The following is a 19,385-nucleotide window of genomic DNA, read 5'->3' as shown; positions in this document are numbered from 1 at the left end:
CGGGCGCGGCTTGCCGGAAACTGCTTCAGAAGCCGGGGTGCGATGTCACAAAACCGCGAAGGTTCGTTCCCTCATGCCGCAAACACAATCTGCGATGCTCGCAGATTGCCAGTGTTTTGCCCGACGTGTCAAAATTTTCGAGGGAACAAGGACCAAGCCCAGCTGGAAAACGCCAATGGAAGCAACCGTCTGGCTACTGTGCATGGGGTTGTTTTCGCATTTTTTGAATCGGCCTGCCGCCTCACGCCCCGCAGACGATCACGCCGTACCAGCCGAGCCCGCGATAGGTCTCATAGCCCGGCGTGGCATGGAAGGCGACCAGCGCGCCCGAGCGGTCGTGGTAGAAGCCCGAGCGTTGGCCATTCATTGAGATCGAGATGCGCTCGCTGAGAATGCCCTGGCCGTCGGACGCCGCGATGACGCGGAAATTCGAATCGACCAGCAGAACGCGGGCCTTGTCGCTGTCGCCGACACGCACGCCCTGCACGATGGCGCGGGCCTGCGCCTCCCAATCGAAATGGATGGCGAGCACGCCGATCGGGGCGCCGTGGGCCTGACCGCCGGCGCGGACGCTGGCGCAATAGGTCGCCACCTGCGCATTGCCGAGCAGCGGCTGGTTCTCGACGTCGCCGGCGACGTAGTCGTCACCGGAGCGCAAGGTTCGCGCCTCGCGAAACCATTTGGTGTGGGCGACGTTCTGGCCGACGACGCGAAAGCGATCGGCGCGGCCGTTGGCGATGACGTTGCCGTCGAGGTCGCAGAGCCAGAGATCGAGATAGACGGTGTAGGCGCCGAGGATCACCCCCAGGCGCTGCGAGGCGTGGGACACCGCTGCTGGAGTGGGCGAGGCCGCGCAATCGACCACGGCTGAGTCCGTCGCCCACCAGCGGACGTCGCAGGTGCGTTCATAGAGGTTGCGGTCGATCAACTCGATGGCGTTGAGCGAGAGGTCGACCATGCGCTCGCCGCGCGAGCGCTGGCTCATGCGGTCGATGGAGGCGACGAGATCGCCGGTGCGCTTCGTCAGCTGGCTTTCGAGCTCGCGTGCAATGGTCTCGACCTGCTGGCCAACGCCGCGCACCTCCTGCGCCACCACCGCAAAGCCCGCGCCTTGCGCGCCGGCGCGCGAGCTCTCGATCAGCGCGTTCAGCGCCAGCATCTTCATCTGGTTGGTGATCTGCTGGATCGACTTGGTCTTGTCGACCGCGATCTGGTTGACCTCTGCGGTCAGGCGATTGATCAGCGCGGAGATGTCGGAATCATCGTCGGCGGGTTCGGTGGCGATCGGCTTGGCTTTCAGACCCAGCGCAGCAGACATCGGGGGACTTCCCTTGGCAATGAGGTCTGATCTGCAATGAACCCGGAACAATCGCTTACAGATCGAATACGATTCTTTTTCGAAGATTCCGCCTAACGCCTGCTTAATTTGCTGCTCGCCGGAATGCCTAAAAGGTAGTCACTCCGGGCTGCCGGGGGGCTCCCCCGCCGCCTTGTGCGGCCCGGACCCCGAGTTTCTGGTGGAATGCCGCCGGCCGGCCCGGCGGCCCGTAAGATCAGTGTTGGGGAAGGCAGACAACGGCGAGCTCGTGGACCAGCCCGACTGCCCCTGGCAGCGGCCAGACCGTCCCATGCCCACAATAATCGATCGCGGCTTGCCATTGCGCGTCCGTCGGCGACGCGAATCTGTAGCCGGTCGCTTGCTCGAACAGCCCGAATTCATCCGCCGCTGATCGAACAGGATCGAGGCGTCAGCGCCAACGTAGCCCGCGATGATGATGGCGAACGCGGCAACCAGCCGAGCGCCGCAATGCATAGCGCGATTGGTGATAACAGCCTCGGCGCCAACCAGGCGACATTGCCGATGAGTGGAGCAATCGCGGCGCATGCCATCGCGACCACGACGGCCAGCGCCGCAACGAGCGCTGCGATACTGTCCCGCCGCTGCAAGGTCATTCGGAGCATCGCCGCTGAACGACTTCCGGGCAACGTCATAGCCGTCGATGGAGTACATCGGTGCAAACAGGGCCTGGCCACGCGCAATGATGTTGAGACCGAGCGCTGCCCAGAACGGTGTTGCGAACCGCGAGACTGTGTCCCTTGCGACGCTGGCGTTCAACACCTGGGCCTGCACGATTGCCTCTGCTGATGTTGAGCGATGACGTCGAGGGACAACAACGCGTTCCAGGGGCCAAAATGTGAGGCTTTTCAGCAGATGTCGTGCAGTACGGGGGTGGAATTTGGTTTGGCGTTCCACGGAAAAGGGTCGTGGCTCCGCTGTGCAAAACCGCTCGGCCGAGGCATCGAGCGATTGCTCAATGTGCTACCCTCGTCGTACGGACTGAATACATCATGGCTCCTCCCGCATCCGCCCTCCCGGTCGAAGCGCCCCAGGCGTTTCTCGGCGTCGCGCGTTCGCTGACCGACAAGCTCTGGCGCGACCGGCTGGATGCCCGCGGGGCGGCCCAGGCGCTCGCCATCGTGCAGCGGCACCAGCTTCCCGAGCTGCTGGCGCGGGTGCTGGCCGGCCGCGGCGTCGATATCGACGCGGTGCCTGACTTTCTAGATCCGACCATCCGCAAGCTCATGCCGGACCCGTTCACGGTGACGGAGATGGAGGCGGCCGCCAAGCGGGTCGCTGACGCGGCGGCGAAGGGCGAGAAGGTCGCGATCTTCGGCGACTACGACGTCGACGGCGCGACCTCGGCGGCGCTGCTCGCCTGGCACCTGCGCCATTGCGGGCTCGATCCATTGATCCACATTCCCGACCGCATTTTCGAGGGCTATGGCCCGAATGTGGAAGCCGTTCGCGGGTTGGTGGCCAAGGGCGCCACGCTGCTCGTCACCGTCGATTGCGGCACCACCAGCATCGAGCCGCTGGCGGAAGCCAAGCGCCTCGGCATGTCCGTGGTCGTGATCGACCATCACCAGGCCGGGACCGAGCTGCCGGAGGTCGACGCGCTGGTCAATCCGAACCGGCTCGACGATCTCTCCGGCCTTGGCCATCTCGCCGCGGTCGGTCTCGTGCTGGTCACACTGGTCGCGGTCAATCGCGAGCTGCGCCAGCGCGGTTTCTGGACGAGCGAGATGCCGGAGCCGGATCTGCTCGGCATGCTGCATCACGTCGCGCTCGGCACCGTTGCCGACGTCGCGCCGCTGATCGGCCTCAACCGTGCCTTCGTCGCCAAGGGGCTGATCGCGATGCGGCGCCGCGACCATGTCGGCCATACCGCGTTGATGGACGTGGCGCGGCTCAACGGCCCGCCGGAGGCCTGGCATCTCGGCTTCATGCTGGGGCCTCGCATCAATGCCGGCGGCCGCATCGGCCGCGCCGATCTCGGCGTGCGGCTATTGCTGGAAGGCGACAGCGTCGAGGCGGCGCGGATCGCGGCCGAGCTCGATCGCCTCAACAGCGAGCGCCGCGTCATCGAGCAAGCCGCCGAAGCGCAGGCCGAAGCCGAGGCGCTGGCCTCGATCGGGCTGGAGGACAAGCTCGGCGTCATCGTCACGGCGTCCGAAGGCTGGCACCCCGGCGTCGTCGGCCTCGTTGCCTCCCGGCTGAAGGAAAAATTTTCGCGGCCCGCTTTCGCCATTGCCCTCGAGCCCGGCGGTATCGGCACCGGCTCGGGCCGCTCGATCGCGGGCGTCGATATCGGCAAGGCCGTGCGTCAGGCGGTCACTGATGGCATTCTGCTCAAGGGCGGCGGGCACGCGATGGCCGCAGGCGTGACGCTCCGGAAAGAGAAGCTCGCCGAATTCCGCGCCTATCTCGAGAACGCGCTGGCGCAGGACGTCGCCGAGGCGCGGCACGTCAACGAGCTCTATATCGACGGCGCGGTCTCCGCGCGCGCCGTGACGACGGAGCTCGCAGCGACGTTGAACCGTGCCGGTCCGTTCGGCAGCGGCAATCCGGAAGCCGTGCTGGCGCTGCCGGCACACCAGCTCGTCTTTGCCGACGAGGTCGGGCAGGCCCATTTGAGGCTGCGCTTCAAGTCGGGCGATGGCGCCATCGTCAACGGCATTGCGTTCCGCTCGGTCGGCCAGAAGCTCGGCAACGCGCTGCTCGCCAATCGCGGCCAGCAATTGCATGTCGCGGGCTCATTGTCGGTCGATCGCTACCAGGGCGCCGAGCGCGTGCAATTCCGCGTCATCGACGTCGCGCTACCGGACCAGGGGCCATCCGTGATTAGATGATAACGGCCTCAAACAACAAAAAAGGGAGTGAACATGGCAGGGCAGGTTGAGGGCAAGGTCGCGCTGGTGACCGGCGGCGCCTCCGGTATCGGCGAGGCCATCGTCGAGCTGTTCGCGCGCGAGGGCGCGACCGTCGTCATCGCCGACATCGATGAGCTGCGCGGGCCCGAGCTCGCCAAGCGCGTGACAAAAGCCGGCGGCAAGGCGATCTTCCTGGAGCAGGACGTCACCAGCGAGGAGCGATGGGGGGACATCGTTGCCGAAATCGCCAAGCGCTACGGCAGGCTCGATATTCTCGTCTCCAATGCCGGCATCGGCATCGCCGTGCCATCGATCGTCGACATGACGCTCGCCGACTGGCGCAAGCAGAACGCGATCAATCTCGACGGCGTGTTTCTCTCGGTCAAGCATTGCCTGCCGCTGATGCGCAAGCATGGCGGCGGCTCGATCGTCATGATGTCCTCGCTCGCGGGTCTGCGCGGCGCGCCGGGCCTGTCGGCCTATTCGGCGACCAAGGGCGGCGTGCGGGGGTTCGCCAAATCGATCGCGATGGAATGCGCGGCGGCCGGCGACGGCATCCGGGTCAATTCCGTGCATCCCGGCATCATCGATACCCCGATCTGGGGCAAGATCCCGACCGGTGCGACCGGCGCCGGCCAGAACGCGCCGATCGATCCCGAGGAACGCGCCAAGGTCGTCACGCCGCTCGCCCGCGCGGGGCAGGCGGCGGAGATCGCTTCAGGCGTGCTCTATCTGGCCTCCGATGCCTCGCGCTACGTCACCGGCAGCGAGCTCGTCATCGACGGCGGCATGAATGCCGGCGGCGTGCCGCGGCGGGCCTGAGCCGCGCAGGGCAGGGTGGCGGTCGCAGGGGCTGACGCGCAGGCGCAGCCCCTGTACAACGCCGGGACCTTCCGACCGACAGAGGTGTCCTTCGCCATGGCGCACAGCCTTCACGCTTCCTCACCCGCGTCAGCGCCATTCCGCTCGAACCGGCCGGACCTCGCCACCGATGCGATCCGCACCGCGCGCGAGGATCTCGCGGCCTGCTTCCGCATGGCGGCGCGCAACGGTTTTGAGGAAGGCATCTGCAACCACTTCTCCGCCGTCGTGCCCGGCCATGACGATCTGTTTCTCGTCAATCCCTATGGCTATGCCTTTCGCGAGATCACCGCCTCAAAGCTGCTGATCTGCGATTTCCACGGCAACGTGCTCGACGGCGAGGGCGTGCCGGAGGCGACCGCGTTCTACATCCATGCCGAGATGCACAAGCGCCTGCCGCGCGCCAAGGTCGCGTTCCATACCCACATGCCCTATGCGACGGCGCTGTCGATGACCGAGGGCGATCCCTTGATCTGGGCCGGCCAGACCGCGCTGAAATTCTACGGCCGCACCGCGGTCGATCGCGACTACAACGGCCTTGCGCTCGACAATCGCGAGGGTGCGCGCATCGCCTCCGCCGTCGGCGATGCCGACATCGTCTTCATGAAGCATCACGGCGTGATGGTGCTGGCACCCACCATCGCGGAAGCCTGGGACGATCTCTATTACCTCGAACGTGCCGCCGAGGTGCAAGTGCTGGCGATGTCGACGGGGCGGAAAGTGCTGCCGGTCGATCCCGCGATCGCGGCCGAGACCTACAGGCAGATGCGCGAGGGCGATTCCGAATCCGCGCGGCTGCATCTGGCCGCGATCCGCAGGCAGCTCGATGCGGAGGAGCCGCAATACCGGCACTGAGGCAGGCTGGCATTCCGTGGCGCGCCACTCGGCGCGAGCCCGGAATCCATCGTGCAGCAAGCAATGCGGAGGAATGGATTCCGGGTTCTCGCTACGCGAGCCCCGGAATGACGGCGTACCTACGATCCCTGTCGCAGCTTGGCCAGCACCTTCAGCCCGCCGTAGCCATCCGCCGGCGTGATGCCGGCGCGCTGTTGGAAATCCTTGATCGCCTTCATGGTGTCGTTGCCGACCCGGCCGTCGGTGCCGCCGGTGTCGAAACCGGCTTTCGTCAATCGGGTCTGCATCTCCTGCACCTCGGCGAGCGTGAGCGCGCGCTCGGAGCCCGGGAAGGGCTGGATGAAGGGCGGCGCCCCGAGGCAGCGGTCGCCGAGATGGCAGATCGCGAGCGCATAGTTCATGGACGGGTTGTAGCTCTTCACCGCGTTGAAATTCGGTCCCAGCAGAAACGTCGGTCCGCCCGCAACCGGCGTCCACATCTGCGCGGATGCGTTCGGCTGCGGGAACGGCTGGCCGTCGGCTCGGGTGACGCCGGCTGACGCCCAGGCCGCATAGGTGCGGCTGCCGCTCATATTGCCGGCGGCGCGTACCTCATAGCCCCAATGTTCGCCGCGATGCCATTTGCCGCGATTGACGAGGTATTTTGCGGTCGAGCCCAGCGCGTCGTCGGGCTTGCCGAATGGCGAGACCTTGCCGTCGCCGTCATAGTCGATGCCGACATTGAGCCAGACTTCCGGCATCCATTGCGAATGGCCCATCGCGCCGGCCCAGGAGCCCTGCATCTGCTCGGGCGTGCTCCAGCCCTTGTCGACGATGCGCAGCGCGTTGATCAGCTCGGTCTCCCAATAGGCCTTCCGGCGCGGCTCGTTCCAGGCGAGCGCGGCGAGCGAGGGAAATACCGGCGTCATGTGGTTCTGCTGCACCAGGGGATCGCCATAGGCGGACTCGACGCCCCACAGCGCCAGCAGCGTGCCGCGCTCGACACCGAAATCGCGCTCGATGCGCGCGAGCAGCGCCTCGTTGTTCTTCAGTGCGATCTTGCCGTTGATGACGCGCCAGTCCGAGACGCGGCGGTTGATGTATTGCCAGACCTGCTCGTGGAATTCGGGCTGGCTGCGCATCTGCTTGAACACGCTCATGTCGGGCTCGACCCGTCCCATCGCGCGTTGCCAGGTCGCGGCCGAAATGCCCTTGGCCATCGCACGTGCGCGGAAGCTCTCGCGCCATTCGTCGAAGCCTGGAGGCGCGGCAAGGACGCGTGTCGGGAATGCGAGCAAAGCGGCCGCACCGAGCGTCGATTGCAGCAGGCTGCGGCGAGTTGGATCGAGCGAGGAATCAGTGTGCGTCATGGGCACATTGTAGCCCGAAACATGGCCTGTGTGGGTCGGTTCCCGGAACAGCCGCACGGCTGATTCTGCGCGACCCAGGATCAGGCTTTCTGTCGGAACAAACTGTCGCAGTCCCGCATTCCCTCCGTATCCGGAAGGAGGAAGAGATGATGAGGACATATCTGTTTGCCGCTGCCATGATCACCGCCGTTGCGACGCCTGCGTTCGCGGATGAAGTCGGCGTTCACGTCGGCCCGGTCGGCGCCGGCGTGACGGTCGGACAGTCCCACGAGTACCGCGAGCGAGACCGCGATCGCGACCGCACCACCGTCATCAGGGAGCGCGAGCCCTCTGATCGCACCACGGTGATCAAGAAACAGGATGAATTCGGCAATCGCAGCAAGACCGTGATTCATCACGACAACGACTGACGGAGCAGGGCCCCGGCGGATCGTCGGGGCCCGCCTTTCGCATGCAGTCCGTTCATCGAGAATTCGGGGTGGAATGAAGATACACACGCATGCGGAAAGCCATGTCGTCGAACTCGACGACGGATCGCAATGGCAGATCTTTCCCGGCGATCTCGCGACCACGCTGAGCTGGAAGCCCGAGACCGATCTGCGTCTCGAGCAGAGCGGTGATCGGGTGAGTTCGCATGTGCTGGTGAATGGCACGGACCAGAGCCGCGTGCGGGTGATCGCGGCGGACGAGACCTGGGTCGACGGTGAGGTTAAGAAAGTGTTGAAGGGCGGGTAGTCGGCTCCCGCGCTTATCGAGTACCCCCAACTTTAAGCCGGTCGCTTTACGGTCGGTTCGCTTCCATCTGCGCGTGATGTGCGCATGCGGGAGCTGTTCAACATCATCCGTGCCAATCCCTGGCCGTTCGGCGCCGGGCTCTTCGTCGTGATCCTGATGATCATCGCGGATAACTTTGGCCGCGGTATTCAGGGCGGCGACGGCGGTGGGGGCGGAGATTTTTCGGATGCCGCCGGCTGTGACGGCGGCGGAGACGGAGGCGGCGGCGGCTAGCCGTTGCCCGGGTTCTCCTCGCCTAGTCCTCCTGCAACTCCGTCGCGACGTTGGCGAGCCAGCGGCGAATGCTCGCCTCGGCCTTGGCGTCGAGGCCGCCAGCCAGACGCTTCTCCAGCGCGATCACGCGTTCTCTGCACGCCTTCAACAACGTCGTTCCGCGCTTGGTCAGCGTCCATTGCTGGATACGGCCGTGGACGGGATGAGGCGTCATCACAATCGCGCCGTCGCGTTCGAGGTTGCGGATGATGACCCCGACCGTCTGCGGCGTGAGGAAGGTGAGGCGGGCCACATCGGCACCCGATAGTCCCGGATAGGCATTCAGCATCGTCAGCACGGCAAATTGTGGCGACGTCACGCCGAGGTCTGCGAGCGTCCGCTCCATCGTCAGACGGACAGCTGCATGGGCCTGTCGCAAGAGATAGCCGAGATAGCCCTGCTCGCCGCGCTTGCCTTCGCCCGGGGCGGGCACGTGCACGGCATCAGGGCCGGCGGTTTTGCCCCGGAATTTCGATCTCGTGATATCGGGCGCCTTGCGTAACATGTAAGTGCTCTTATAAGATGTAAGCAGTCTTATAATAACACGAGGTGTACGGCAATGTCACACGTCCGCAGCGAATACGAGGATTTCAAGCGGATCGCACCCGATGCGTATGATGTGGTACTTGCGCTGGGCCAGCTTGCGGCCAAGGCCGGCCTCGACAAGCAGCTTCTCGAGCTCGTCAAGCTGCGCGCCTCGCAGATCAACGGCTGCGCCTTCTGCGTGCAGCATCATGTCCTGCTGTCGGAACGGATCGGCGTCCCCGTCGACAAGCTCCATTTGGTCGCAGTCTGGCGCGAGGCGCCGATCTTTTCGCCGCGCGAGCGGGCCGCGCTGGCGTGGGCCGAGGCGCTGACCTTGCTCCCCGGCGGCGTCGGCGAGGACGTCTACGCCGAAGCTGCCCGCGAATTCTCCGAGGCCGAGCTGATGTACCTGACCTCGGCGGTCGCCTCGATCAACGTCTGGAACCGCTTCGGTGCCGCGTTTCGCTGGACGCCGGCGCCGCGGCCGGTGGCCGCGAATGCTGCGGCATCCTGATCGGCACAAAGGGAGGTTGCGATGACAGCGATGAGTGTTTCTGCCGTGCAGCGTCCGGGGCCGTCACGTTCGACGGCGCTCGCCGTCGTTGCAGGGCTGGCCTGTGCGCTGGCGATCGGCAAAGCGCTGCCGGTGACGATGGATGCCGTCTCTGGCGCGCTGGCGCCGCTCTGCGCCACGACGGCGGAGAGCTCGCCGCTCGACAAGGTCGAACCGATCGGCTCCTACGCATTGCCAAACGTGCCGGGCAAGCGCGTCACCATCGTGCGGGTGACCTATGGTCCGGGCGGGTTTTCACGGCCGCATCGTCACGCAGGATCCGTGACGGCCTACATCACCAAGGGCGAGATCCGCTCCCAGCTCGGCGGCGGTCCTGTCGCGACGTTTGGCGTCGGCCAGTCCTTCTTCGAACCGCCGGGCTCGACGCACCTGGTCTCGGCCAACGCCAGCGCGACGGAGCCCGCGGAATTGATCGCGGTGTTCGTGGCGGACGAGGGCGCGCAGCTCACGACGTTCTTGGAGTAGCTCGCGCCCGTCGTTCGGATGCGGCTAGGAGGCGCGGTCCCGCGATCGCCTCAGCCGTTTCCATGCCGGCGACAGACCGTATTGGACTGCCGGAAGCGCAAGCGCGCCGACAAGCAGTCCAAGCACGCCTGAGATGGCCGCCTCGACCGACCATTCGATGACGCCGGCAATGGATGGAAGGGCGTGTGCGGCCGCCTCGGTTGCGGCATGGACCGTGCGGCCGACCACCGGCGGGCCGTATTTTTCGATGCCGTGCAGGATGATGCCGCCGCCAACCCAGATCATGGCGGCAGTGCCGATGGTGCTCAGCACCGCCAGGAAGGTGGGCATACCGCGGACCAGCGCGCGTCCAAGCGAGCGGATCGCGGCGCCAATGACGGAGGCGCCGTCGTAGCGCGCAAGGGCCACGCCGGCATCGTCCGCCTTCACGATCAGGGCAACCACGCCGTAGACCCCGACCGTGATGCCGAACCCGACCAGCGCCAGCACCAGCGCCTGCATCCAGATGCTGCCCGCCGGAAGGGCCGCCAGCGTGATCGCCATGATCTCCGCCGACAGGATGAAATCTGTCTTGATGGCGCTCGCGACCTTCTCGTCCTCGACCGACCGGGCATTCAGCGCGATCGGCTGGAGCTGGGCTTCGTGGTGGTGCGCATGATGCGGCATCACGGCTTCGAGCACCTTCTCGGTACCCTCGTAGCAGAGAAAGGCTCCGCCCAGCATGAGCAGCGGCGTCACCGCGGTGGGAAGGAAATAACCAAGCAGCAGGGCAACGGGAAGCAGAATCAGTAACTTGTTGCGCAGCGATCCGACCGCAATCTTGCCGACGATCGGGAGTTCGCGTTTCGAGGCAAAACCGATGACGTAGTTCGGCGTGACGGCCGCGTCGTCGATGACCACGCCGGCCGCCTTTGCGCCCGCCTTGGCAGCCTGGCTCGCCACGTCGTCGAGCGAGGCCGCTGCCACCTTTGCGATCGCCGCGATATCGTCGAGAAGACCGATCAGTCCGACACTCATCAACCCTATTCTTTCTTCGCTCAAACCCACGGCGTGCGCGACAACACGCTCTCACCCTCCGGCACGGGAGCGAGCAGGCCGTCAGTTCTCCTCGCCGCTCGACCCCTCGCGCAGGTCCGGCTTGATCACGTCGTCCGGCAGCGCATGGGCGACCGGCTGCGCCGTGACTGCGATCTCCGGGCCGACCTCACGGCCGCGGGCGCGGATCAAGCGTTCATAGGCCGAGACCAAGGTGACGTAGGGGCTGACCCAGATCCAGCCGTCGCGCGTGAACACCTGCACGTCGAAATGCAGATGCATCGAGGTGCCGGCCGGATGGTCCAGATAGTTCGAGATCACACCGATCTTCTCGCCTTCGGTGACGATGCGGCCATTGAGCACGCCATCGGCGTTCATTGCGTGCGGATTCATGTGCATGTAGCGGAAGCGGATGTGCTCGGTGCGGCTGTTGACTTGAAGCGTCGCAGCCTGGTCCTTGGACGCACGGATCACGATGGCGTCGCGCACTGCAACGACACCGCGCTGCTTGGGATCGCAGGGCTCTCGGCCTTCGCCGGGGGGCGGGCAGTCGGCGGCGCGGATGTCCTCGCCCTGATGGCCGTAACCGCCCGCGCATTGCCAGACCTCGAAACTGCGGGATTCGCAGAAATTGTCGCGCCAGGGATAGGCGGTCGTGCTCTCCGTCTTGTCACGCTTGGCATAGGATTGCGAGCGGACGAAGGCGGGTGTCTTTTCGAGCGGAAAGCGGATTTGTGCATAGGCCATTGCGTCGGCATGGCCGCCCTGTTTGCGGTAGCCGGTGTTCGGGATGATATCGCCGCTCGCCCGGTAGGTGAAATCCGCCGAACGGCCCGCCGGACGATCGAGGATGTTGGAGGCGATGTCCGTCAATGGCCGCATGCGCTGGCCGCCGGCGACGCGCAGGGCCTTCAGGAAGCGCTCGGCAACCGGATAGGCTTCCTTGCAGGCCAGCCGCCGCGGCTTGGCGACGCTGTCGAGGCACTGGATCGACACCACATAGGCGACGCCGAAACGGGTGAAAGCGTAGCGTACATAGCCTTCCCGGATGAACCTGCGCAGGTCCGGGTAGAGCGCTGCGAGCGGTTTGATCTGCTCGCCCTTGCCGCCGGCGGGATCGGCGATGTCGTAGACGAGCGCCGAGCCCGTGATCTGCACTTCGACCGGCCTTGTGAACACCCGGCTCGGCATGCCGTCGCCGGCGCCGGGCTCGAGCGAGAAGGTCGCACTGTAGCCGGCGGGGCCGGCATCGAACATGTCGACCGGATTGAAGTCCGCCTGGTAGCGGGGCAGCGCGAGCGTCGCCGCTGCGCTGCTGCGTTGCGCCTCGAGGTAAGCGGCGGCGTCGAACGGCAGCAGCACCGGCACGGGACTGCGGGTGATGCCGGTGAAGAATCGCGAGGAAACCGCGTTGAGCTGCACCAGGGCGGGCATCGCGCGGGGATCGTAGCGCGGCACCGAACGGCGAGGCGCGAAGATGACATCGTCCGCGACGCGGGGGCGGCTGTTGATCTCGGTGCGGAGCTGGTCGAGCGCTGCGCGCCAGTCGACGCGCAGGGCCGTGAGCGAGGGGCTGCGGAATTCATCCGCAGCGAGCGGAGTGGCAATCAGGAGCGAAAGCGACGCCAAAAGAAACGAGACGAAGCGGAAACCCTTCCCAACCACTGTCTCGCCCCCCGGCGGCACCTGCTGCGATTGCCCTGTTCCCCGTCAGTCCTTGGCGCGTTCGGAGTAGGAGCCGTCCTCGGTCATGACCACGATGCGGGTGCCGACCGCGATGTGCGGCGGCACGGTGGTGCGCACGCCGTTGGACAGCACCGCCGGCTTGTAGGAGGACGAGGCAGTCTGGCCCTTGGTCACCGGCTCGGTCTCGACCACTTCCAGCGTCACGCGCTGCGGCAGCGCGATCGACACCACGTTGACGTCGTGGGTCGACAGCTTGACGGTCATTTCCGGTTGAAGATACGAGGCCGCGTCGCCGATGACGTCCTTGGAGACCTGGACCTGATCGTAGGTCTCCGGGTTCATGAAGTGGTAGCCGTCGCCGTCTTCGTACAGGAACGTGTAGTTGCGCTCCTCGATGGTGGCCTTCTCGACCTGGTCGGTGGTCTTGTAGCGTTCGGAGATCTTTACCCCGTCCGAGATTCGGCGCATTTCGATCTGGCTGACCGGGGTGCCCTTGCCGGGGTGGATGTTTTCGGCGCTGACGACGACATAGAGCTTGCCGTCTTGCTCGATCACGTTGCCTTTGCGAATAGAACTGGCGATGACTCTCAAAGCTATATTTCCTGCTTGCTTGGCCCGGCACCGGCCAGGACGTGGTCGAATCGATGGGGGACTTGGGGCCTCAAATCGGACCTCGGCGCCCGTTTCGGGCCGCAACATACTGATTTTGCCGTTAGATGCCAGCGTTTTGCTCGGGTCTGGGGCCGTCGGGTAATGGCTGGGGACAAGCCCATCTCGCCGTTCTGGTCGCCCGGGCGGCACCTCGACCGTCGGCCGTTCCTCCAGGCCAGAGGGGCCATTACCGGGTCTCTACGGGCCTTTTTCGCCGAGCAGGGGTTCGTGGAGGTCGAAACCTCCGTCCTCCAGGTCTCCCCGGGCAATGAGACCCATCTGCACGCCCCCCGGACCGAGATCGTGCGGCCGGACGGCAGCCGGGCCCTCCGGTATCTGCGGACTTCGCCCGAATTCGCCTGCAAGAAGCTGCTGGCGGCGGGCGAGACGCGGATTTTCGAGCTCGCCCGGGTGTTCCGGGACCGCGAGCGCGGCGACCTTCATCTGCCCGAATTCACCATGCTGGAATGGTATCGGGCAGGCGCCTCCTATGACGCCATCATGGCCGATTGCGTCGTCGTCATCGCCCGTGCGGCGCAGGCGACCGGCATCGGCACCTTCTCGTTCCGGGGCCGGACCGCCGATCCCTTCGCCGGGCCCGAGCTCCTGACGGTCGCAGGCGCCTTCGAACGGTTCGCCGGCATCGACCTGCTGTCGACAATCAGGGACGGCGAGGGTAACCGTGCCGCGCTGGCCGAGGCGGCCAGTGGCAAGGTCCGTGTGGCCGAGGACGACACCTGGTCTGACATCTTCAGCAAGGTGCTGGTGGAGCACGTCGAGCCGCATCTGGGGCAGGGGCGTTTGACCATTTTGTTCGAATACCCATCTCCAGAGGCGGCGCTGGCACGCGTGAAGACTGACGATCCCAGGGTTGCCGAGCGCTTCGAGGTCTACGCGTGCGGCGTCGAGCTCGCCAACGGCTTTGGGGAACTGACCGATGCCGAGGAGCAGCGAAAGCGCTTCACGGAATCGATGACGGAAAAGCAGCGCCGCTACGGCGAAGCCTATCCGCTCGACGAGGACTTTCTGGCCGCGGTCGCCGCAATGCCGGAGGCCAGCGGCGTCGCGCTCGGCTTCGACCGGTTGGTGATGCTGGCGAGCGGCGCCGCGCGGATCGATCAGGTGGTTTGGACGCCACCTGCAAATGAAGCGTCTAGTGAGACATGACGAAAACGAACCTTGCACGCACCCTGCGCGAGCCGGCTGAGCTGGTCGCCGAAGGTCTGGCGCCCGCAGCGGCGCTGCCGGCGCTCGAACGCGTTGCCGCGCGCTATGCGGTGGCGATCACGCCGGCGCTGGTCGAGTTGATCGATCCGTCCGACCCTGACGATCCCATCGCACGGCAATTCGTTCCGAGTGCAAGCGAATTGGAGATGCAGCCGGGCGAGGACGCCGATCCGATCGGCGATCATCCGCACTCGCCGGTATCGGGGATCGTGCACCGCTATCCCGATCGCGTCCTGTTCAAGCTCGTTCACGTCTGCGCTGTCTATTGCCGCTTCTGCTTCCGCCGCGAGATGGTGGGGCCCGGCAAGGAGAACGCGCTGTCGGACAGCGCCTATCGCGCGGCGATCGATTACATCCGTTCGCATCACGAGATCTGGGAAGTGATCCTGACCGGCGGCGATCCGCTGATGCTGTCGCCCCGCAGGATGGGTGAGATCATGGCCGAACTCGCGGCGATCGATCACGTCAAGATCATCCGCCTGCACACCCGCGTGCCCGTGGCTGATCCCGCGCGCATCAGCGACGAGTTGGTTGCGGCGCTCAAGGTCGAGGGCGCGGCCACCTGGGTAGCGCTGCATGCCAACCATGCGCGCGAACTGACGGGACCGGTGCGCACCGCCTGCGCGCGGCTCGTCGATTCCGGAATTCCCCTGGTGAGCCAGTCCGTGCTTTTGCGCGGGGTCAACGACAACATCGCCGCGCTGTCGGATTTGATGCGAGCTTTCGTCGAATGCCGGATCAAGCCCTACTATCTGCATCACGGCGATCTCGCGCCGGGCACCGCGCATCTGCGCACCACCCTTGCGGAGGGGCAGGACCTGATGCGGCAGTTGCGCGGGCGGGTGTCAGGGCTGTGTCAGCCGGACTATGTCATCGACATTCCCGGCGGCGCCGGCAAATCCCCGGTGGGGCCGAGCTACGTCTTGGCGCCGCAAAATACCGCACCCCCTGCGGGTGATACGGGAGCCGAAACGCGCTATCGTATCGTGGACTATTGCGGCGACGTTCATCTCTATCCGCCCGAGACCTGAGCGGTAATGGAGAACGCGCCGGTTCGAGAATGGAGAAGCGGACATGAAAGAGATCATGGTGGCAGCATCGCTCGTGGTCTTGCTTGGCGGCGCGGCGGCAGCACAGACCGGCGGCTCCAAGGGATCGACAACCGGCGGCGCAAGCTCTGGATCGGTGTTGCCGGCACCGGTCGGTCACCGCCAGCCGCGCGCGGCTGACGTGCCGAGCGAGAAGAATTTGAGCAATCCGAACACCCCCGCGAACAAGGAAGACGCTGAACTCGATCGCAAGATCAAGAGTATCTGCCGCGGCTGCTAGGGCTTTCCACCTCTCCCCGCCAGGGAGAGGTGGAAATCGCGCAAGCGACGAACACTTTGCTCGCCATTCTTCAAGCCGAGCGTTCCTGCAGTCCGGCGCGACGGGTGTTGCGGCGGACTTCCACCGCGTCGGCGAGCTGCTCGAGCGCGGTCGCCGTAGCAGGCCAATCGATGCAGCCGTCGGTGATGCTCTGGCCGTAGGTGAGCGGCTTGCCCGGCACGACGTCCTGGCGGCCCGCAACGAGATTGCTTTCGATCATCACGCCCATGATGCGGCCTTCGCCGCCTGAGATCTGGCCGGCGATGTCGGCCGCCACCTGCGGCTGGTTCTCGGGCTTCTTGCTCGAATTGGCGTGGCTGGCATCCACCATCACCAGCGGTGCGACGCCGGATTTGGTCAGCTCGTTGCAAGCGGCCGCGACGCTTGCCGCGTCATAGTTCGGCTTGCTGCCGCCGCGCAGGATGATGTGGCAGTCCTCGTTGCCGGCGGTCGAGGCGATCGCCGAGCGGCCGAGTTTTGTAACGGCCATGAAATGATGAGGATGCGAGGCCGACTTTACCGCGTCCGCCGCGATCCGCACATTGCCATCGGTGCCGTTCTTGAAGCCGACGGGACACGACAGCCCGGAGGCCAGCTCGCGATGGATCTGGCTCTCGGTCGTACGCGCACCGATCGCGGCCCAGGACACGAGGTCGGCGATGTATTGCGGCGTCGTCATGTCCAGGAATTCGGTGCCGGCGGGCAGGCCGAGATTGTTCACCGCCGACAGCACGTTGCGCGCCAGCCGCAGGCCCTTGTTGATGTCGAAGCTGCCGTCCAGATCAGGATCATTAATCAGGCCCTTCCAGCCGACGGTGGTGCGCGGCTTCTCGAAATAGACCCGCATCACGATCTCGAGCTGATCGGCGAGGTCCTCGCGCAAAGTCGCGAGACGCTCGGCATATTCGAGCGCCGCCTTGGGATCATGCACCGAGCACGGACCGACCACGACGAGCAGGCGGTCGTCCTGGCCATTGAGGATGGCGTGGATGGCGTTGCGCGCCGCCATCACCACACGCGTCGCGGTGAGCGTGCGCGGGACTTCCCGTATCACCTCATCCGGCGTGCTCAGTTCTTTCAATTCGCGGATACGAAGATCGTCGGTCGTGCTCAGCACGGCGGGCTCCTGTTTGTTTCGAACCTGCCGGCCAATAAAAAAGCCGCCAGGTCTGGCGGCTTGTTCGGACGTTTGCTTCAATATTCAGATTGAGCGCGATCCTCCTGCCGCCAGCGAGCTGTCGTAGCTAAAGTACCAAAAATAGCTGGTGGCGACGGTGATCATGGTGGGGCATATAGCGCGGCATCGGCGGATTGTCACCCCCCAATCAGCGCGGCAGGTGACGAGGCGGGTCAGGTGTTGCTGTTGCGCGCCGCCAGCGCCAGGCCGATCAGGCTGGCTCCGCCGAACAGGAGGTTGATACCGACGAGGACGCCGATGGCCCATTCCGCCGAGCTCGGCAATCCGGTGATCACCATGAAGGAGATCGCGATGTCGACGAAGCCCGAGATCAGAAGCCACGACCAGCGGCCGCTGAGCTCGCGGCGGTGCTCCAGTGCGTACATGATGGTGGCGACGCCCTCGGCCAGGAAGTAGGCGCCGACCACGATGGTCAGCGTCAGCACGGCCTGCATCGGGCGCGCCAGCAGCAGCATACCGGCGAGCACGGCGAGCGCGGCCGAGATCAGCGACCACCAGAAGCCCGGCGTGCTGCGCGCCCAATAGGTCACGATCAGCCCGCCGATACCGCTGATCAGGAACATCCAGCCGAGGAAGATCGCGATCGCAAGGCTTGCGAGCGGCGGCAGGATCAGCGCCGCGACGCCGAGAATCGCGAGCAGGATGCCCTCGAACAGAAAGGCCTTCCAGTGGGCCTTGACCCTCTGGCTCATCATGGATTGCAGCCGTGAAAAATCTTCGGGCGACGTCATCGGCAGGCTCCAGATCGAAAGGTCTGCGCTCAATCTAGTATGCGCGCAGCGCGCTCGCCATCCCGCGGCTCACCCGCCGCCGGGCGCCGAGGAAAAACCTTCCGCGCTGGTGCGGATGCGGTTGCGGCCGAGAACATAGATCGCCGTTGTGACAATCAGAAGCGCAAGGCCGAGCAGGATTGATACGAAGCCGATCGGGATCAGGGCCAGGGTCAGATTGCGCTCGGGGTTGATGAGCCAGTGATGGATCGAGGTCAGCACGAAGGCGAGCCCGAGAAAGCCAACGCCCCCGCCGGCAAGCAGCAGCGCCCACATCCGGCGGAGCTGGCTGAGCCGCTCCCGTGCGACATCGGTCCGGGGGGCGTGGTGGCGGGCGACGCGCCGGACCAGGCGGATGGCGAAGGCGATCGAGCTGAAGCCGATCAGGAGGCTGGAGGCGCCCAGCCACATCCGCAGCGTCGGATCGAGGTCGGGCATTCTTTGCAGGGTCAGCAGCGGAAAGTCGAAGGCCGAATGCAGCGCAAGCGGGCCGGCCAGCATCAGGAGCCGGCTGGAGAGGCGAGCCCAGTCGCGATGGTGCCGGTTCGCGCCCAGCGCCGTGCCGGCGCGCGCGATCGTCAGGTAAGCGCCTGCGATGATGCCGAGCGCGCCGTGGAACGGCACGGTCAGCACGCTGCGCAAGGCGGCCAGCGAGCGCCACATCTCGGCGTGCTGGACCAGATAGGCGAGGTTCTCGTAAGCGGCGAAGCCGAGGCCGACCGCGGCGCCATAGACTACGGTGTCCATCGGATTGGCAAAGGTCCGCCGCTTGGTCGAGGAAATCACCACGATGGCAATCACCTTGACGGCTTCCTCAGGCAGCGCGACGCCGAAGATCGAATGCATGGCCAGCGCCGCCCAGGGGTCGTCGGGCGCCGCGACCATCTTGGCGAAGGGAGCCCGGGCGAGGCCCAGCAGCGAGATGCTGGCTGCCCCCAACAGGAACGCGGTCCAGACCTGGGCCGGCGGGCCGGGGCGCTCTTCGGCGGCGATGACAAGCCACAGCATCAGCAGCGCCGGGGCGATGGCGGCCGTTCCGATCACGGTGGGCAATGCTTCAATCAGGTACATCGGCGCCGAAAATAGGTTCCCTTGATCCGCTTATCTACATTCACCGATGCGACCATGTGTCATGCGCTTGCTGTCGGCTCGCTTAATGAGTGCGATAGCTTCCGTTCATCCGCCGCGGCTCGTGGCGGTGTAAAATACACGCGTAATCAATTGCATGACAGCACCTGTTCGTCATCCACGGCAATGACGGCCCGGCCCCGGCTGGAACGCGATTGGCAAGCCAGATCAAGGAAGTGCGCAGGTTTCTTCGATTCACGACGCAGGCGTGCGCGGGGTAGGCCAGCTAGCCGCGCTTCGTCGTGCGGTCGCGGGGCGGCGAGGCGATCCGGCGCGTTCGCGCCTGCTCCAACTCCCAGAAGGCGCGTACGAGGCAGGTGCCAAGGCAGAAGACGATGAGCACCAGCAGGAAAGCCTGGTCGACGGCGGGGATGTGTACCATGGCGATGATAAAGCAACGCCGATGCCATGCGTTCCCGCAACGGCCGGCGCTT

The 19,385-nt window shown here is 65.5% G+C and carries 21 protein-coding genes; 11 read left to right on the top strand and 10 right to left on the bottom strand.

Annotated elements, in window-relative coordinates:
* Positions 1–241 precede the first annotated feature (241 nt).
* Positions 242–1,318: a methyl-accepting chemotaxis protein gene (locus tag AABA86_RS29695; protein ID WP_338309321.1), complete on the bottom strand. Its 1,077-nt coding sequence runs from the start codon at positions 1,316–1,318 to the stop codon at positions 242–244.
* A 1,031-nt stretch (positions 1,319–2,349) separates the two neighbouring features.
* On the opposite strand from AABA86_RS29695, the gene recJ reads away from it, so the two are divergent.
* The 3 genes from recJ to AABA86_RS29680 all read left to right on the top strand — a co-directional run bounded on the left by recJ (position 2,350) and on the right by AABA86_RS29680 (position 5,928).
* A complete protein-coding gene (gene recJ / locus AABA86_RS29690) occupies positions 2,350–4,191 on the top strand; it encodes a single-stranded-DNA-specific exonuclease RecJ (protein WP_338309320.1) in 1,842 nt (613 codons plus the stop codon).
* A 33-nt stretch (positions 4,192–4,224) separates the two neighbouring features.
* Positions 4,225–5,034, top strand: coding sequence for an SDR family NAD(P)-dependent oxidoreductase (locus AABA86_RS29685; protein WP_338309319.1), 810 nt, complete (start codon positions 4,225–4,227; stop codon positions 5,032–5,034).
* 96 nt (positions 5,035–5,130) lie between these two features.
* On the top strand, positions 5,131–5,928 hold the full coding sequence (locus tag AABA86_RS29680) for an aldolase (RefSeq protein WP_271591916.1): 798 nt from the start codon (positions 5,131–5,133) through the stop codon (positions 5,926–5,928).
* Between the two features lie 119 nt (positions 5,929–6,047).
* Here AABA86_RS29680 and AABA86_RS29675 read toward each other — a convergent pair whose 3' ends face one another.
* Positions 6,048–7,277: a lytic murein transglycosylase gene (locus tag AABA86_RS29675; RefSeq protein ID WP_338309318.1), complete on the bottom strand. Its 1,230-nt coding sequence runs from the start codon at positions 7,275–7,277 to the stop codon at positions 6,048–6,050.
* A gap of 149 nt (positions 7,278–7,426) precedes the next feature.
* Here AABA86_RS29675 and AABA86_RS29670 point away from each other — a divergent pair, with 149 nt between their 5' ends.
* From AABA86_RS29670 to AABA86_RS29660, 3 genes are all read left to right on the top strand, one after another.
* Entirely contained in the window at positions 7,427–7,687 is a 261-nt protein-coding gene (locus AABA86_RS29670; protein ID WP_026202873.1) for a hypothetical protein, read from the top strand.
* Between the two features lie 73 nt (positions 7,688–7,760).
* Positions 7,761–8,012 (top strand): hypothetical protein, encoded by a 252-nt coding sequence (locus AABA86_RS29665; protein ID WP_338309317.1) that lies wholly within the window; start codon positions 7,761–7,763, stop codon positions 8,010–8,012.
* 84 nt (positions 8,013–8,096) lie between these two features.
* A complete protein-coding gene (locus AABA86_RS29660) occupies positions 8,097–8,285 on the top strand; it encodes a hypothetical protein (protein ID WP_338309316.1) in 189 nt (62 codons plus the stop codon).
* Between the two features lie 22 nt (positions 8,286–8,307).
* On the opposite strand, the gene AABA86_RS29655 is transcribed toward AABA86_RS29660, so the two are convergent.
* On the bottom strand, positions 8,308–8,829 hold the full coding sequence (locus tag AABA86_RS29655) for a MarR family winged helix-turn-helix transcriptional regulator (RefSeq protein WP_338309315.1): 522 nt from the start codon (positions 8,827–8,829) through the stop codon (positions 8,308–8,310).
* A 54-nt stretch (positions 8,830–8,883) separates the two neighbouring features.
* Here AABA86_RS29655 and AABA86_RS29650 point away from each other — a divergent pair, with 54 nt between their 5' ends.
* Positions 8,884–9,363 carry a carboxymuconolactone decarboxylase family protein gene (locus tag AABA86_RS29650; protein WP_338309314.1) on the top strand — a complete coding sequence of 160 codons (480 nt, stop codon included), beginning with the start codon at positions 8,884–8,886 and terminating at the stop codon, positions 9,361–9,363.
* Positions 9,364–9,384: 21 nt separating this feature from the next.
* Positions 9,385–9,888: a cupin domain-containing protein gene (locus tag AABA86_RS29645; protein ID WP_338309313.1), complete on the top strand. Its 504-nt coding sequence runs from the start codon at positions 9,385–9,387 to the stop codon at positions 9,886–9,888.
* A gap of 24 nt (positions 9,889–9,912) precedes the next feature.
* Here AABA86_RS29645 and AABA86_RS29640 read toward each other — a convergent pair whose 3' ends face one another.
* From AABA86_RS29640 to efp, 3 genes are all read right to left on the bottom strand, one after another.
* Positions 9,913–10,905 carry a DUF808 domain-containing protein gene (locus tag AABA86_RS29640; protein ID WP_338309312.1) on the bottom strand — a complete coding sequence of 331 codons (993 nt, stop codon included), beginning with the start codon at positions 10,903–10,905 and terminating at the stop codon, positions 9,913–9,915.
* Between the two features lie 81 nt (positions 10,906–10,986).
* Positions 10,987–12,609: a M23 family peptidase gene (locus AABA86_RS29635; protein WP_338309311.1), complete on the bottom strand. Its 1,623-nt coding sequence runs from the start codon at positions 12,607–12,609 to the stop codon at positions 10,987–10,989.
* A 24-nt stretch (positions 12,610–12,633) separates the two neighbouring features.
* A complete protein-coding gene (gene efp, locus AABA86_RS29630) occupies positions 12,634–13,200 on the bottom strand; it encodes an elongation factor P (protein ID WP_338309310.1) in 567 nt (188 codons plus the stop codon).
* Between the two features lie 162 nt (positions 13,201–13,362).
* Here efp and epmA point away from each other — a divergent pair, with 162 nt between their 5' ends.
* The 3 genes from epmA to AABA86_RS29615 are packed head-to-tail and all read left to right on the top strand — an operon-like array spanning position 13,363 to position 15,816.
* Positions 13,363–14,427 (top strand): EF-P lysine aminoacylase EpmA, encoded by a 1,065-nt coding sequence (gene epmA / locus AABA86_RS29625; protein ID WP_338309309.1) that lies wholly within the window; start codon positions 13,363–13,365, stop codon positions 14,425–14,427.
* A complete protein-coding gene (locus AABA86_RS29620; protein ID WP_338309308.1) occupies positions 14,424–15,518 on the top strand; it encodes a lysine-2,3-aminomutase-like protein in 1,095 nt (364 codons plus the stop codon). The genes epmA and AABA86_RS29620 overlap by 4 nt, the downstream gene beginning before the upstream one ends.
* A gap of 43 nt (positions 15,519–15,561) precedes the next feature.
* Entirely contained in the window at positions 15,562–15,816 is a 255-nt protein-coding gene (locus AABA86_RS29615; RefSeq protein WP_212244262.1) for a hypothetical protein, read from the top strand.
* Between the two features lie 70 nt (positions 15,817–15,886).
* Here the strand turns inward: AABA86_RS29615 and AABA86_RS29610 are convergent, their stop codons facing one another.
* The 4 genes from AABA86_RS29610 to AABA86_RS29595 all read right to left on the bottom strand — a co-directional run bounded on the left by AABA86_RS29610 (position 15,887) and on the right by AABA86_RS29595 (position 19,333).
* Entirely contained in the window at positions 15,887–16,972 is a 1,086-nt protein-coding gene (locus AABA86_RS29610) for a 3-deoxy-7-phosphoheptulonate synthase (protein ID WP_338309307.1), read from the bottom strand.
* Between the two features lie 233 nt (positions 16,973–17,205).
* On the bottom strand, positions 17,206–17,784 hold the full coding sequence (locus tag AABA86_RS29605; protein WP_338309306.1) for an HdeD family acid-resistance protein: 579 nt from the start codon (positions 17,782–17,784) through the stop codon (positions 17,206–17,208).
* 69 nt (positions 17,785–17,853) lie between these two features.
* On the bottom strand, positions 17,854–18,894 hold the full coding sequence (locus tag AABA86_RS29600; protein WP_028144767.1) for a PrsW family glutamic-type intramembrane protease: 1,041 nt from the start codon (positions 18,892–18,894) through the stop codon (positions 17,854–17,856).
* Positions 18,895–19,177: 283 nt separating this feature from the next.
* Positions 19,178–19,333: a hypothetical protein gene (locus AABA86_RS29595; RefSeq protein WP_338309305.1), complete on the bottom strand. Its 156-nt coding sequence runs from the start codon at positions 19,331–19,333 to the stop codon at positions 19,178–19,180.
* Positions 19,334–19,385 lie beyond the last annotated feature (52 nt).

The sequence above is a fragment of the Bradyrhizobium sp. TM233 genome, from assembly GCF_036247965.1.
In the GTDB taxonomy this organism is placed as follows: domain Bacteria; phylum Pseudomonadota; class Alphaproteobacteria; order Rhizobiales; family Xanthobacteraceae; genus Bradyrhizobium; species Bradyrhizobium ottawaense.
This window is presented reverse-complemented; position numbering and strand designations above follow the sequence as displayed.

Coding starts and splice junctions, on each gene's coding strand:
- AABA86_RS29695 (WP_338309321.1), bottom strand. CDS start 1,318: ATGTCTGCTGCGCTGGGTCTGAAAGCCAAGCCGATCGCCACCGAACCC.
- recJ (WP_338309320.1), top strand. CDS start 2,350: ATGGCTCCTCCCGCATCCGCCCTCCCGGTCGAAGCGCCCCAGGCGTTT.
- AABA86_RS29685 (WP_338309319.1), top strand. CDS start 4,225: ATGGCAGGGCAGGTTGAGGGCAAGGTCGCGCTGGTGACCGGCGGCGCC.
- AABA86_RS29680 (WP_271591916.1), top strand. CDS start 5,131: ATGGCGCACAGCCTTCACGCTTCCTCACCCGCGTCAGCGCCATTCCGC.
- AABA86_RS29675 (WP_338309318.1), bottom strand. CDS start 7,277: ATGACGCACACTGATTCCTCGCTCGATCCAACTCGCCGCAGCCTGCTG.
- AABA86_RS29670 (WP_026202873.1), top strand. CDS start 7,427: ATGAGGACATATCTGTTTGCCGCTGCCATGATCACCGCCGTTGCGACG.
- AABA86_RS29665 (WP_338309317.1), top strand. CDS start 7,761: ATGAAGATACACACGCATGCGGAAAGCCATGTCGTCGAACTCGACGAC.
- AABA86_RS29660 (WP_338309316.1), top strand. CDS start 8,097: ATGCGGGAGCTGTTCAACATCATCCGTGCCAATCCCTGGCCGTTCGGC.
- AABA86_RS29655 (WP_338309315.1), bottom strand. CDS start 8,829: ATGTTACGCAAGGCGCCCGATATCACGAGATCGAAATTCCGGGGCAAA.
- AABA86_RS29650 (WP_338309314.1), top strand. CDS start 8,884: ATGTCACACGTCCGCAGCGAATACGAGGATTTCAAGCGGATCGCACCC.
- AABA86_RS29645 (WP_338309313.1), top strand. CDS start 9,385: ATGACAGCGATGAGTGTTTCTGCCGTGCAGCGTCCGGGGCCGTCACGT.
- AABA86_RS29640 (WP_338309312.1), bottom strand. CDS start 10,905: ATGAGTGTCGGACTGATCGGTCTTCTCGACGATATCGCGGCGATCGCA.
- epmA (WP_338309309.1), top strand. CDS start 13,363: ATGGCTGGGGACAAGCCCATCTCGCCGTTCTGGTCGCCCGGGCGGCAC.
- AABA86_RS29620 (WP_338309308.1), top strand. CDS start 14,424: ATGACGAAAACGAACCTTGCACGCACCCTGCGCGAGCCGGCTGAGCTG.
- AABA86_RS29615 (WP_212244262.1), top strand. CDS start 15,562: ATGAAAGAGATCATGGTGGCAGCATCGCTCGTGGTCTTGCTTGGCGGC.
- AABA86_RS29605 (WP_338309306.1), bottom strand. CDS start 17,784: ATGACGTCGCCCGAAGATTTTTCACGGCTGCAATCCATGATGAGCCAG.
- AABA86_RS29600 (WP_028144767.1), bottom strand. CDS start 18,894: ATGTACCTGATTGAAGCATTGCCCACCGTGATCGGAACGGCCGCCATC.
- AABA86_RS29595 (WP_338309305.1), bottom strand. CDS start 19,333: ATGGTACACATCCCCGCCGTCGACCAGGCTTTCCTGCTGGTGCTCATC.